This window comes from Pseudomonas sp. Kh14, assembly GCF_900291005.1.
Classification (GTDB): Bacteria; Pseudomonadota; Gammaproteobacteria; order Pseudomonadales; family Pseudomonadaceae; genus Aquipseudomonas; species Aquipseudomonas alloputida.
The window spans coordinates 816,856-830,588 of record NZ_OLKJ01000038.1 but is presented as its reverse complement, the minus strand read 5'-3'; the positions used below and the strand labels follow the sequence as shown (position 1 = coordinate 830,588).

The window sequence follows — 13,733 nt, the reverse complement described above, 5'->3', positions numbered from 1 at the left end:
CCTGCAACCCGCAGACGGATTTGGCGTCTAAGGCTCAGTCCGGCCCGTTTGACCGGCTTTTTTCCAGGAGCGTTCGTCCATGAAGATTCGTCTGCCACTGTTGGCGTTGGCCCTAGGCATGAGCAGTCCGCTGGTGCAAGCCCAGATGCTGCAACCGGGGTTGTGGGAGCTGACCACCAGCAACATGCAGGTCGATGGCAAGCCTCTACCCGACATGGAATTCATGCTTGGCCAGTTGAAGAACCTGCCGCCAGAGCAGCGCGCAATGATGGAAGGGGTATTGGCCAAACAAGGGGTAAGTGTAGGTGGCAAGGGTGTGCGTTCGTGCCTGACACCAGAACAGGTGGCAACGAATGACATTCCGCTGCAGGACCCGAAATCGGGCTGCACTCAGAAGATTACCGACCGTACCGGTAACGTGTGGAAATTCCAGTTCAGCTGCCCGAAGGCACAGGGTAGTGGCCAGGCTACATTTCTCAGTGATCGGGAATTCACCACCCAGGTCAGTGGCACGTTCAACGCTTCGGGTGTGCAGCAGCAAGGCAGCATGAACACGCGTGCGGTGTGGCTAGGCAATGACTGCGGGACGGTCAAACCGCGCAGCTGAAGTCCCATTGCCACTGGATGGCGGCAACCGCGTCGTGGGCATGCAGTCTCTGTTGCCGTTAGAGCAGCCGAGCATGGCCAGTTCCAGAAGTCGGTAGGGAAACGAATAGTTCCACGTGGAACATTTCATTTTCAACCATTGCCTCGACGCGGTTACGGCATAGCTTTTCGTCCTGAGAACGGCTGATCAAGGCAGGCGTTTTCAGCAAGCGCTCGAAGCTGATGTGCAAATAGGCAGCAGAGGAAAAACCTTCAAAACAAAGGAGGCATCAACGGCAGCCCTCGATCAAACTGCAATGCAGCTTGAAGCGCTCCCCGCTGGAACTCGATACGCGGTTCAAGGTGGTCCAGCCTACTCGGCGGCTGTATCCCACCCAGGCCTCACCATTGCTGGCCAGGCCGGAAAAAAAAGTCAACGTGCCATAGCGGCTGTTGGTTTGTGCCCATAGTCGGCGGCTGCTGAAGTCATAGCCGCGAAGGTAGAACGTGCTGCCTTCGGTGCGCACGCTGTAGTAGTTGCCTTTGCCGTCTTGGCAAGCGAGCAGCGTCGCGCTTCGCGTACAAAGGGCCAATGCACTGTTTTGCGGCATGGCTAATAGCGAGGCAGGCATGGTGAGCACCAGCAATGCCATGACGCGTGGCAGATTCATTTTCATCCCCTGTGAGCACTCGTCCGTCGAGAACCACTTGGCGAAATTGTATTGTTACTTTATAACATTGTGCAATGCATCGTTTCGAATGCGTCTGCCTGAAGGGGTTCGCCATGTCCAATCGTCTTCCCGTCACCGTGCTGTCCGGCTTTTTGGGCGCCGGCAAGAGCACGCTGCTCAACCATGTGCTGCGCAACCGCGACAACCTGCGGGTGGCGGTAATCGTCAACGATATGAGTGAAATCAACATCGATGCCAGTGAGGTGCAGCGCAATGTCAGCCTCAACCGCGCTGAAGAGAAACTGGTCGAGATGAGCAACGGCTGCATTTGCTGCACGTTGCGCGAAGACCTGCTTGAGGAGGTTGCACGGCTGGCCGAAGAGGGACGTTTCGATTATTTATTGATCGAATCCACCGGTATCTCTGAGCCACTGCCAGTGGCTGAGACCTTCACTTTCCGTGACGAGCTGGGTCGCAGTCTGTCCGATATGGCGCGACTGGACACCATGGTCACCGTGGTCGATGGCTTGAACTTCCTGCGCGACTATCAAGCAGCAGACAGCCTGGCCAGCCGTGGTGAAACGTTGGGCGAAGAAGACGAGCGGTCGATCAGTGATTTGCTGATCGAGCAGGTCGAGTTCGCAGATGTGCTGCTGCTGAGCAAGATCGACCTGATCAGCCAACATGAGCGCGAAGAACTCATCGCCATTTTGCGCAGCCTCAATGCCCGAGCGCAGATCGTACCCATGGTCATGGGCCAAGTGCCGTTGGCACGTATTCTCGACACCGGACTGTTCGACTTCGATCAGGCCGCCCAGGCACCAGGCTGGCTGCAGGAGCTGCGCGGTGAACATGTACCAGAAACAGAAGAGTACGGTATCGCGGCCATGACCTGGCAGGCCCGACGCCCGCTTCATCCACAGCGCTTTTACGACTTTATCCACAAGAACTGGGAAAACGGAAGGCTGCTGCGTTCCAAAGGGTTTTTCTGGTTGGCCAGCAAATATCAGGAAGCTGGCAGCTGGTCGCAAGCGGGCGGCATGATGCGCCATGGTCTGGCTGGCCGCTGGTGGCGCTTCGTGCCACGCGAGCAGTGGCCACAAGATGTGGATAACACGAACGCGATCTTGAAACACTGGACCGCTGAGACCGGTGACTGCCGGCAGGAATTGGTGTTTATTGGGCAGAATATCGACGTCGAAAAATTATCCACAGCCCTTGATGCATGCCTGTTGACGGATCAAGAAATGGGCTTGGGACACATGGGCTGGTTGCGTTTACCTGACCCATTTGGCCCATGGCATGAGGAAGCGGCAGCATGAACCTGGCGCACCGACCTGTGGATATCTTTCAAGTGTTTGGCGAGACGCCTCAGGTGCTGGCCGAAGTGCTGCAGGATGGCGTGAACCTGGCCGTATGGCGGCGGCGCTTGCCGGCACAACTGGAGGACTTTGCCGCATTGGTGCTCAGCCTTGGCCAGCCCTTGGCTGATCAGCGGGTAATTGATGTGGACGAGGAACAGAAGCCGGTATTGCCAGATCTGCTGCGTGAAGCGGCGGATCTGCATGGATATGAAGCTTTCGTTGCTGATGTGACCTGGTTAGTGGCGGCTTATACCTGTCTGGTTGGCGCACGACGTGTAGGTTTGCGCTTGCGCGTTCTGGACAGTCCGATGTGTCCGCGCTTCCATGTGGATAACGTACCGTTGCGCCTGCTCACCACCTATGTCGGCCCAGGTAGCGAATGGTTGCAAGAGCGGGTTAGCGGTCGTGGTGAGTTACACACAGCTCAGCCGTCTGTGGATAACATCCAACAGCTGCAAGCCGGTGAGGTGGCGATACTCAAAGGTGAAAAATGGCAGGGTAATGAAGGTGCAGGCCTGGTTCATCGGTCGCCTTCGGCACAGCAGGGGCGTTTGCTGCTCAGCCTTGACTGGCTGGCCTGACAGCGCATAGTGGGGCATCACCGCCGCCTGAAGCCACGCCATGTTGCAGAACATTCCCACCCATGTAATTGCTGGCCCGCTGGGTGCTGGCAAGACCACTTTGATCCGTCACTTGCTGGCCCAGCGCCCCGCCAACGAGCGCTGGGCGGTATTGATCAACGAGTTCGGCCTTGTCGGCCTGGATGCAGCCATACTCAGCCGTGACGAAGACGGCATCGCCATCGGCGAGGTCGCAGGCGGCTGCCTGTGCTGCGTCAATGGCATGCCGTTCCAGGTGGGCCTGGGAAGACTGCTACGCAAATCGCGGCCTGACCGGCTGTTTATCGAACCTTCCGGCCTGGGCCATCCGTTGCAGCTGCTGGCTCAGTTGCAACAAGCGCCTTGGGTTGGAGTGCTGACAATTCAGCCACTCCTGATGGTTTTGGATGCCCAGGCCATGGCTCGAAACGAGCCACTTCCAGAGGCTCAACAGCAGGCTTTCAACGCCTCTGAAAGCGTGGTTTTCAATAAGTCAGAGGCTGTGGATGAAATACATAAGTTGTTGATAAGTAATCAATTTAAAGAAAAGAGAATCATGTGGACCGTGCAGGGGCAGTTGCCTTTGTCCGGCCTCCCGACTGTATCGCCACAGATTGTTGACAGCCCATTCTTGAAAAACAGGATTGTCGACAATCCTGGAATCGCTCCAGCAGCACTGTGGGCTGACCCCAGTCTACCCATTTGCCTTGTCCAGCAGGGGGAGGGCGGATGGAGTATTGGCTGGCGGTGGCATCCTGGCCAACAGTTTTATCCACAGCGGCTAAAGGCTTTCTTGTGTGCTTGGCCATGGCGACGGGCCAAAGGAGTTATCCACAGCATGGAGGGCTGGTGGTTATTCAATGGGCTGAATGGGGATATGCCCGCTTGGCAGCCCAGCGACTGGCGCAAGGACACGCGTATCGAGCTGATTTTCGATCAGCCGCAACCGCAACCCGCATTGCAAGCCGGGTTGGATGAATGTCGCGTCAGTTGATCAGTTGCGCCAGCGGTTGTGCTCCTGGCGCCATTGCTGCATCTCTATGACGTTGTCAGCGCGCGGTGGGGTCTTGATTTCGAACGGGTAGGGCGCCAGTTCAATCTGCACGCTGTGGGCGCCGAACTGGGTTGCGGTGCCGGGGTGACGTTGCTCACCCGTGACGGTGAATTCGAAGGCATAGACGCGTGCCAGGCGCTTGCGGCCATTGGCATCCCGGACAAAGGCGATGCGCTTGAGCGCTACGGCATCGTCAAGCAACTCCAGGTCGAGTTTGGCGCAATGCTGTTTGACCCGTTCCAGGGCCTTTTCACGCAACCCATGGTTGTGCCACAACCAGGCGCCTGCCGTGGCTACCAGCATCAGGACGAAGAGGTTCTCCAGGGTCAACATTTGCATATGCTCCAAACAGGTAGATCCAGCTTAACTGCGTTCCTGGCCTGTCGTACAGGTAGCAATCGAGTTCATACTGCGCTGCGCACAATCCTAGAAACAGCTTTGGAAACCTCCCGCATGAAACGTACCCCGCACCTGCTCGCCATTCAGTCCCACGTGGTGTTCGGCCACGCCGGCAACAGCGCCGCGGTATTCCCCATGCAGCGTATCGGGGTCAATGCCTGGCCCCTCAATACCGTGCAGTTCTCCAATCACACACAGTATGGCCAGTGGGCGGGTGAAGTGCTTGCCCCAGCGCAAATTCCTGCGTTGGTGGAAGGCATTTCCAACATCGGCGAGCTGGGCCACTGCGATGCAGTGCTTTCCGGCTATCTGGGCAGTGCCGAACAAGGGCGAGCGATCCTGGCCGGTGTCGAGCGGATCAAGGCGGTAAACCCAAAAGCGTTATACCTGTGCGACCCGGTCATGGGGCACCCGGAAAAGGGCTGCATCGTGCCGCCCGAAGTCAGTGAGTTCCTGCTTGACGAGGCTGCAGCCACAGCGGACATCCTGTGCCCCAACCAGTTGGAGCTGGACAGCTTCTGTGGGCGCCGCGCCCAGTCGCTGGAGGATTGCGTGAACATGGCGCGCAGCCTGCTGGAGCGTGGTCCGCAGGTTGTACTGGTCAAGCATCTGGCGTACCCCGGGCGGGCCGAAGAACAGTTCGAAATGTTGCTGGTGACCGCCGAGCAAAGCTGGCACTTGCGCCGCCCACTGTTGGCGTTTCCGCGTCAGCCGGTGGGGGTGGGTGACCTGACCTCAGGCCTGTTCCTGGCGCGTGTGCTGCTTGGCGACAGCTGGGTGCAGGCATTCGAATTCACGGCTGCGGCAGTGCATGAAGTGCTGCTGGAAACCCAGGCCTGCGCCAGCTACGAATTGCAGCTGGTACGGGCCCAGGACCGTATTGCGCACCCACGGGTGCGCTTCGAAGCGCAGTTGCTCGCGCTTTAAATGGCGTCGGTTTTCAGGTCCTGGTAGCGCTTTTCCAGCTCCTGGCGGATCTGCCGGCGCTGCTGGCCCTGCAGGAAGCGGCGCTTTTCTTCGCTGCTGTGCGGCTGGCGTGGTGGCACCGGCACCGGGCGGCGGTTGTCGTCGACCGCGACCATGGTGAAGAAGCAGCTGTTGGAATGGCGCACCGAGCGCTCGCGAATGTTCTCGGTCACGACTTTGATGCCAACTTCCATCGAAGTGTTGCCGGTGTAGTTGACCGACGCAAGGAAGGTCACCAGTTCACCCACGTGCACGGGTTCACGGAAGATCACCTGGTCGACCGACAGGGTCACCACATAACTGCCGGCGTAACGGCTGGCGCATGCATAAGCCACTTCGTCGAGGTACTTGAGCAGGGTGCCGCCATGTACGTTGCCAGAAAAGTTGGCCATGTCCGGGGTCATCAGGACGGTCATGCTCAGCTGGGCGTTTCCAGGTTCCATAGTGTGCTCACGGTGAGGTTGCGCTGAATCGGGCGAATGGAGGGCGTTATCTGCTGACACTTCTGTTCCCCTCTTTGAATTTGCCTTGCTGATACGGGACGTTGGCCGGCGCGCTGTCGTCACGCTGATCATGCCATCACGAGCGCTTTTCCAGCCGATCTGTTTCTGCATATTGCACCGACTTTTAGCGGCGGGGTGCGATGTTAACCTGAGTACGCCCATGCAACATGGGCGTTGCTGCATTCAATGCAGTATGTACTTGCTGCTCGCTTAGGTTTGCCTCGGCAGGAGCGGTCTGACCAGGCATCCCAAAAAAGACGAGATAAGGAGTATCACGCCATGCATGCCATCAGCTTCATCCAGGACCTGGCAGTCATCATGCTGATCGCTGGCGTCGTCACCATTCTTTTTCACCGCCTAAAGCAGCCGGTGGTGCTGGGCTACATTGTCGCCGGCTTCATCATTGGCCCACATACTCCCCCGTTCGGCCTTATTCATGACGAAGAAACCATCAAGATCCTCGCTGAACTGGGCGTGATATTCCTCATGTTCTGTCTGGGGCTCGAGTTCAGCTTGCGCAAGCTGTTCAAGGTCGGTGCCACGGCGTTCATCGCAGCGTTCCTGGAAATCGTCCTGATGATCTGGATCGGCTTCGAGATTGGCCGCTGGTTTGGCTGGAGCACCATGGATTCACTGTTCCTGGGCGCCATCCTGGCCATTTCCTCCACCACCATCATCGTCAAGGCGCTCAACGACTTGAAGATGAAGAACGAGCGCTTTGCCCAGCTGATCTTCGGCGTGCTGATCGTCGAGGACATTCTGGGTATCGGAATCATTGCCCTGCTGTCGGGCATTGCGGTCAGCGGCACGGTCAGCTCAGGCGAAGTGTTCTCCACTGTCGGCAAGCTGTCGCTGTTCATGATCGTCGCCTTGGTCATCGGTATTTTGCTGGTGCCGCGGTTACTGGCCTATGTCGCCAAGTTCGAAAGCAACGAAATGTTGCTGATCACTGTTCTGGGCCTGTGTTTCGGCTTCTGCCTGCTGGTTGTGAAGCTGGAGTACAGCATGGTGCTAGGCGCTTTCCTGATTGGCGCGATCATGGCCGAATCTCGCCAGTTGCTGAAGATCGAACGCCTGATCGAGCCTGTACGCGACCTGTTCAGTGCCATCTTCTTCGTCGCCATCGGCCTGATGATCGACCCTCAGGTACTGATCGACTATGCCTGGCCTATCGTTGTCATCACCCTGGCGGTGGTGCTGGGCAAAATGCTGTCTTGCGGCATGGGGGCGTTCATTGCCGGCAATGACGGGCGGACGTCTTTGCGCGTAGGCATGGGGCTTTCGCAGATTGGCGAGTTCTCCTTCATCATTGCCGCGCTGGGCATGACCCTGCAGGTGACCAGCGACTTCCTTTACCCGGTGGCGGTGGCGGTATCGGCAATCACTACGTTGCTGACGCCCTATCTGATCCGCGCGGCTGACCCGTTGTCGCAGAAACTGGGCAATGTGGTGCCCGCCCGCCTCGCACGCGTGTTGTCGTTGTATGGCGAGTGGTTACGCAACATCCAGCCGCAGGGCGAGAGTGCCATGCTGGCGGCGATGATCCGGCGCATCCTGTTGCAGGTGGGGGTGAACCTGGCGCTGGTGATCGCCATCTTCTTCAGTGGCGGTTATTTTGCAGGGCGTATCGGCAATTGGCTCAGCGAGTGGGTCAGCGATGTCAGCCAGCAGAAGGCCGTCATTTGGGGGGCAGCGTTGTTGCTGTCACTGCCATTCCTGATCGCCGCGTACCGCAAGCTAAAAGCACTCTCGATGCTGCTGGCAGAGATGGGCGTGAAGCCGGAAATGGCCGGGCGACATACCCAGCGCGTGCGCCGTGTGATCGCCGAAGTGATCCCGCTGTTGTCGCTGTTGGTGATTTTCCTGCTGCTGTCGGCATTGTCCGCCAGCATTCTGCCCACCAGCGAATTGCTGCTGGTGATTGCCGTGGTAGCTGCGGTGGTGGTGGCGTTGTTGTGGCGCTGGTTCATCCGCGTGCACACGCGCATGCAGATCGCGTTGCTGGAGACGCTGGAGAACAGTCGCGAGAACTCGCACTGAGGGGGTAGGCCCTGGGCAAGGTATCCCGTCCGCCCGAAGATATGGGGCTATAGCGATGTCGCCAGGCGCAGAAGGCCTGGCGATTTTAACGACCTTGAGGCGCTCAGATGTCATTGTTACTGACTCAGCTCGCGAGCTTCTTTATAGGTGCAAGCGATCAGCTCTCCAGCCAAACATCTCGCGCCCAGTGCCACACAGATTCCCAACTGTCTTCGCCGACAATTTCCTCTTCGGCATCCCACAGCACCACGGTGCCGTCCTCTTCGACGCAATAGTAATTGTCGCCGTCCTGGCACAGCGGAATCAGGTCACGCGGTACGCCGGCATCCCAGGCGTTGGAGGCTACATCTGGCAGGTAGGTGTGCGACTGCGGATCAGTGACAGTAACAGGCTCAAGAGAGCCATAAACCACATCACTTACGGTCAGCAGAAACTCTTTGAACACGAATGGAATATTGATGAACAGCTGTTCTTCGATCTCTACCAGCTGGTCTTCGTCGGGAAGCTCCAGGGGCACCGGTACCGGCTCATTCGCTTCACGGAGTTGTTCGATCACTTCTTCCACGGTTCACTTCCTCTAACCTAGATGACAACGCTGCGCCTTATACCCTAGTAGCCCACTTTGGCAAAAGCAAAAACCCCGGGCAAGCCCGGGGTTCTCTGTTTAGCACGCAGCGGTTAGCCGTTTTGACGGATACCGGCTACCAGCCAAGGCTGGTTCTCGCCTTGGGCGCGAACCATGTGCCAGCTTTCGCTGAACACTTCGCCCTGGTCGAAGCGCGAATTCTTCGACACGCCACGGAAGGTCAGGGTAGCGTCGGTGCGGTCGGCGCGGTCATCGACACCGTCCAGTTGCACTTCCAGGTTATCGATGTAGGTAGACTGGAAGCCATCACCCAGCTCAGCACGCTCACGCTTGAGGAACTCAAGCATTTGCGGGGTAACGAACTCGCTGATCTTGTCCATTTCATTGGCATCCCAGTGCTGCTGCAGCGACTGGAAGTGGTTACGGGCTGCCGCCAGGAAGCTCTGCTCGTTGAACCAGGCCGGCGCGTTGATCACCGGTGCGGCTGTGGCAGCAGGTGCGGCCGAACCACCGAAAATCGACGGCTGCGCAGGCTGCGCGTGAGCCTCACGCTGCATCGGCGCATGGCCTGGCATGGCCATTTGTGGCTGCTGCTGGCGACGTCGCGCGGCAATGAAGCGGAACACGAGGAAGGCGATGAGCGCCACGATCAGGAAGTCCATGATCTGGAAGCCTTCGAAACCGTCGCCCATGAACATGGAAGCCAGCAGGCCACCGGCGGCGAGGCCGGCCAGTGGGCCCAACCAGCGCGAAGCACCGCTGGCAGCAGCCGGTGCACGGCCAGGTGCGGTCGGCGCGGCAGCAGGCGTGGTTGGCGTAGCCTGGCGGGTCTGGTGGATAGGCGCGGAGCCCGAGCTCTTGCCGCCGCCGAAACGCTTGGCGCTGGCGTCCAGGCTCAGCGTCAGGCCGACGCAGAGCGCCAGTGCGATGCTAAGAAAACGTTGCATAAGTGGGATATCCCCTGTTGTGGATTGCACGCGCGTCATGGTGCACAGGTTCCCGGGCACATGACCAGCGACATAGTGTTTCGAGCTTTTGCCTGATGTTACAAAGTTGGCAGGCCAGACCCTTGTGCGCTTTAGACAGCCTCGAGCTTGGCATACCCCAGCATCAGCCATTTGCTACCTTCGGCAAAATTCACCTGCACCCGCGCCTGAGCGCCAGAACCCTCGAAGTTGAGGATCACACCTTCGCCGAATACCGCATGCTGCACACGCTGGCCAAGGTTGAACGCGGTCTGCGGAATGCTGGCATTGGCGAACAGGTTGCTGTTGGTGGCCGTCTTGGCCCCGCCGAACGGGCGGCTGACGCTGTTGGACAGGCGTACTTCCTGAACCAGGCCTGCCGGAATTTCACGCACGAAACGCGAAACCTTGTTGTAAGTCTCGCTGCCATAAAGGCGGCGTGTTTCGGCGTAGGTCATGACCAGCTGGCGCATGGCGCGGGTGATGCCTACATAGGCCAGGCGTCGCTCCTCTTCCAGGCGGCCGGGTTCTTCCAGGCTCATCTTGTGCGGGAACAAGCCTTCTTCCATGCCCACCAGGAACACATATGGGAACTCAAGGCCTTTGGCGCTGTGCAGGGTCATCAGCTGGATGCTGTCTTCATGCTCATCAGCCTGTGTATCGCCAGCTTCGAGTGAGGCATGGCCAAGGAAGGCCGAGAGCGGGGAAAGGTCGGCGTCTTCGTCGGTGGACTCGAAGTTGCGTGCCGCACTGACCAGTTCCTCAAGGTTTTCTACCCGTGCCTGGCCCTTTTCACCCTTTTCTTCCTGGTGATAGGTGATCAGGCCGGACTGTTCGATGGTGGTCTGGGTCATGGTATGCAGCGGCATGTCCACAACTTTGGCGGCCAGCCCCTCGATCAGCTCGATAAAGGCCCCCAGGGCACTGGCGGCGCGGCCTTTGAGGGCCTTGGCGGCGAGCAGCTGGCACATGGCCTCCCACATGGACAGCTGGCTGTGACGGGCGTGCTCGCGGATGGCTTCGACGGTTTTTTCGCCAATACCGCGCGGCGGCACGTTGATCACCCGCTCCAGAGCGGCATCGTTGCCACGCCCTTCGATCAGGCGCAGGTAAGCCATGGCATTCTTGATTTCGGCGCGCTCGAAGAAGCGCTGGCCGCCATAGATGCGGTAGGGGATGCGCTCGCGTAGCAGGGCCTCTTCCAGCACGCGCGACTGGGCGTTGGAACGGTACAGGATGGCGATCTCGTTGCGCGCATTGCCCTGCTTGACCAGGCTCTCGATGGTTTCCACGACATAGCGCGCTTCGTCGTGCTCGTTGTAGGCCGCGTACAGGGTCAGTGGTTCGCCTTCGCCCATGTCGGTCCACAGTTCCTTGCCCAGGCGCCCGCTGTTGTTGGCGATCAGCGCGTTGGCCGCCTTGAGGATGCCGCCGGTGGAGCGGTAGTTCTGCTCCAGCCGGATCATTTCGGCGTCGGGGAAGTCGGCGGTGTACTGGTGAATGTTTTCGATCTTGGCGCCGCGCCAGCCGTAGATCGACTGGTCGTCATCGCCTACCGCCATCAGGCTGTCGCCACCGCGTGCCAGCAGGCGCAACCAGGCGTACTGCACGGCGTTGGTATCCTGGAACTCGTCCACCAGCACGTGGCGGAAGCGTCGCTGATAGTGCTCCAGCAGGCCCGGGTGGTCACGCCACAGGTCCAGGGCGCGAAGCAGCAGCTCGGAGAAATCGATGACACCGGCGCGCTCGCAAGCCTGCTCGTAGGCCGTATAGACCTCGCGCATGGTCGCCAGGAACAGGTCGCCCCCCGCCTGGATATGCTGCGGGCGCAGGCCTTCGTCTTTCTGCCCGTTGATGAACCACTGGGCCTGGCGTGCCGGCCACTTCTGCTCGTCCAGGCCCAACTCGCGCATGACCCGCTTGATCAGGCGCTGCTGGTCGTCGCTGTCGAGGATCTGGAAGTTCTGCACCAGCCGCGCTTCCTGCCAGTGGGCCCGCAACAGGCGATGGGCCAGGCCGTGGAAGGTGCCGACCCACATGCCTGCCGGGTTGATGCCCAGCAGTTGCTCGATCCGCTGGCGCATTTCTGCTGCGGCCTTGTTGGTGAACGTCACCGACAGGATCGAGTGCGGCGACGCCTGCTCGACCTGGATCAGCCAGGCGATGCGGTGTACCAGCACGCGGGTTTTACCGGAACCGGCGCCGGCAAGCACCAGTTGACGCCCGAGCGTGGCCGCTACGGCCTGGCGTTGGGCATCGTTGAGGGAATTCAGCAGGAGAGAGAGGTCGTCTGTGCGCATCGGGCCATTCTAGGGCGATGCCGGGTAAGGGGCAAATATCTACTGTATGAATATTCACCTGGCGGCATCCCGCTCATCGGTCCGGGGCCAGGTCACGGCCTGCGCAAGCTGGCTGAGGCATGGTCAGGCGATGGCCTTCACGTTATGGATTTCGCACCTTCGAACTTCATCTGCTGCTGTTTCAGATTAAGGGTCGCGCCATCGCGCAGGTCATTCAGCCATGCCAATGCCTGCCATGCCTGGCGAGCAGGCTGTTGGCTTGTTCGGGCCCGAAACTGCCAGCCGGGTAGGGGCGGGGCGCCTGGAAGTGCTCTTCACAGCCCTTGATGATTGGATCTACCCAAGCCCAGGCTGCTTCCACTTCATCGCGGCGCATGAACAGTGTCGAATCACCTTCGAGCACATCCAGCAGCAGGCGCTCGTAGGCTTCCCAGCGGCGAGTCTGGCTGAACACCTGGGCCAGATTAAGGTCCAGGTCCACGGGTTCCAGGCGCATGCCCTTGCCTGGGCTCTTGGTCATCATGCGCAGGCTGATGCGTTCGTCCGGTTGCAGCTGTATCAGCAACTGGTTGACCTGGCCGCCGCTGAACAGTTCGTGAGGCACTGGCTTGAACTGGATGACGATCTGCGAAGCGCGCCGCGCCATGCGTTTGCCGGTGCGCAGATAGAAAGGCACGCCCGCCCAGCGCCAGTTGTCGATATGCGCCTCGATGGCAACGAAAGTTTCGGTATCGCTGTCGTTGTCGACGTCCTTTTCAAAGTAGTAGGCCGGCACTTCCTGGCCGCCGATACGCCCGGCACCATATTGGCCACGTACCGTCTTGTCCTGCACATCCTGGCCGGTGATCGGCTTGAGGGCGCGCAGGATTTTCACCTTTTCGTCGCGTACCGCCTCTGCCTCGAATTGCGCGGGTGGCTCCATGGCCACCAGGCACAGCAGTTGCAGCAGGTGGTTCTGCAGCATGTCGCGAATAGCCCCGGCGCGATCATAGTAGGCACCGCGGTTTTCTACGCCCAGTGTCTCGCAAACGCTGATCTGGACATGGTCGACCTGGTTGTTGCGCCACACCGGCTCCAGCAGGGCATTGGCAAAACGCAGGGCCATCAGGTTCTGCACGGTTTCCTTGCCCAGGTAGTGGTCGATGCGGAACACCTGTCTTTCTTCGAACACCGTGCCAATCGCTTCATTGATGGCTGTGGCCGATTCCAGCGAATGACCGATCGGTTTTTCCAGCACGATGCGCGCTTCGGTGTCGGCCAGCCCGGCAATGCGCAGGTGGTTGGCAATTGGCACGAACAGGTTGGGGGCGGTGGCCAGGTAGAAGATGCGCGTCAGCCCGCCGGGTTCACCCAGGTAGCGTGCCAGGCGGCCAAAATCGGCGCTCTGTGAAGCATCCATCGGGAAGTAGTCGACCCGTGCGGAAAACCGCTGCCATACCTCTTCGTCGAAGTCGCTGCGGGCAATCTGCGCCCGACAATGGCGTTCGGCGAGCTTGAGATAGTCGATGCGTGGCAGGTTGCGTCTGGCCAGTGCGATGACCCGCACGGCAGGGTTCAGACGGGCCTCGCGAAACAGGTGGTAGAGCGCCGGAAGCAATTTGTGCAGGGCAAGATCACCGGTGCCGCCGAAGACCAGAATGTCGCAAGGAATAGTCAAACCACCACTCTCCACGTTCGTTTAACTGGGCGGGTTGGCGTCCA

13 protein-coding genes are annotated in these 13,733 nt (G+C 59.4%); 6 read left to right on the top strand and 7 right to left on the bottom strand.

Features of this window, described 5'->3' with window-relative positions:
• Window positions 1-79 precede the first annotated feature (79 nt).
• Window positions 80-607 carry a DUF3617 domain-containing protein gene (locus tag FQ668_RS26225; protein ID WP_003253248.1) on the top strand — a complete coding sequence of 176 codons (528 nt, stop codon included), beginning with the start codon at window positions 80-82 and terminating at the stop codon, window positions 605-607.
• Between the two features lie 268 nt (window positions 608-875).
• On the opposite strand, the gene FQ668_RS26220 is transcribed toward FQ668_RS26225, so the two are convergent.
• Window positions 876-1,256 (bottom strand): hypothetical protein, encoded by a 381-nt coding sequence (locus FQ668_RS26220; protein ID WP_019437631.1) that lies wholly within the window; start codon window positions 1,254-1,256, stop codon window positions 876-878.
• Window positions 1,257-1,369: 113 nt separating this feature from the next.
• On the opposite strand from FQ668_RS26220, the gene zigA reads away from it, so the two are divergent.
• From zigA to FQ668_RS26205, 3 genes are read left to right on the top strand one after another with little or no spacing between them, the layout of a single operon-like run.
• On the top strand, window positions 1,370-2,578 hold the full coding sequence (gene zigA, locus FQ668_RS26215) for a zinc metallochaperone GTPase ZigA (protein WP_076402387.1): 1,209 nt from the start codon (window positions 1,370-1,372) through the stop codon (window positions 2,576-2,578).
• Complete coding sequence (locus FQ668_RS26210) at window positions 2,575-3,201, top strand: DUF1826 domain-containing protein (protein WP_014589171.1); 627 nt, start codon at window positions 2,575-2,577, stop codon at window positions 3,199-3,201. Before zigA ends, FQ668_RS26210 begins: the two co-directional genes overlap by 4 nt.
• 40 nt (window positions 3,202-3,241) lie before the next feature.
• Complete coding sequence (locus FQ668_RS26205) at window positions 3,242-4,213, top strand: GTP-binding protein (protein ID WP_019437629.1); 972 nt, start codon at window positions 3,242-3,244, stop codon at window positions 4,211-4,213.
• Here FQ668_RS26205 and FQ668_RS26200 read toward each other — a convergent pair whose 3' ends face one another.
• Window positions 4,214-4,606, bottom strand: coding sequence for a DUF3301 domain-containing protein (locus tag FQ668_RS26200; protein WP_003253259.1), 393 nt, complete (start codon window positions 4,604-4,606; stop codon window positions 4,214-4,216).
• Between the two features lie 120 nt (window positions 4,607-4,726).
• Between FQ668_RS26200 and pdxY the strand changes: the two genes are divergently transcribed.
• Complete coding sequence (gene pdxY, locus FQ668_RS26195; RefSeq protein ID WP_019437628.1) at window positions 4,727-5,599, top strand: pyridoxal kinase PdxY; 873 nt, start codon at window positions 4,727-4,729, stop codon at window positions 5,597-5,599.
• Here pdxY and FQ668_RS26190 read toward each other — a convergent pair.
• On the bottom strand, window positions 5,596-6,081 hold the full coding sequence (locus tag FQ668_RS26190; protein ID WP_003253263.1) for an acyl-CoA thioesterase: 486 nt from the start codon (window positions 6,079-6,081) through the stop codon (window positions 5,596-5,598). The genes pdxY and FQ668_RS26190 overlap by 4 nt on opposite strands.
• 339 nt (window positions 6,082-6,420) lie before the next feature.
• Between FQ668_RS26190 and FQ668_RS26185 the strand changes: the two genes are divergently transcribed.
• The gene (locus tag FQ668_RS26185) at window positions 6,421-8,181 is read left to right on the top strand and encodes a cation:proton antiporter (protein ID WP_014589168.1); all 1,761 of its coding nucleotides are present in this window, start codon (window positions 6,421-6,423) and stop codon (window positions 8,179-8,181) included.
• A gap of 157 nt (window positions 8,182-8,338) precedes the next feature.
• Here the strand turns inward: FQ668_RS26185 and FQ668_RS26180 are convergent, their stop codons facing one another.
• The 4 genes from FQ668_RS26180 to zwf form a co-directional block, all read right to left on the bottom strand.
• A complete protein-coding gene (locus FQ668_RS26180; protein WP_003253266.1) occupies window positions 8,339-8,746 on the bottom strand; it encodes an SMI1/KNR4 family protein in 408 nt (135 codons plus the stop codon).
• Window positions 8,747-8,859: 113 nt separating this feature from the next.
• Entirely contained in the window at window positions 8,860-9,714 is an 855-nt protein-coding gene (locus tag FQ668_RS26175; protein ID WP_014589167.1) for a Tim44 domain-containing protein, read from the bottom strand.
• 131 nt (window positions 9,715-9,845) lie between these two features.
• A complete protein-coding gene (gene uvrD / locus FQ668_RS26170; protein WP_004575197.1) occupies window positions 9,846-12,032 on the bottom strand; it encodes a DNA helicase II in 2,187 nt (728 codons plus the stop codon).
• Window positions 12,033-12,246: 214 nt separating this feature from the next.
• Window positions 12,247-13,689, bottom strand: coding sequence for a glucose-6-phosphate dehydrogenase (gene zwf / locus FQ668_RS26165; protein WP_003253271.1), 1,443 nt, complete (start codon window positions 13,687-13,689; stop codon window positions 12,247-12,249).
• Between the last annotated feature and the right edge of the window lie 44 nt (window positions 13,690-13,733).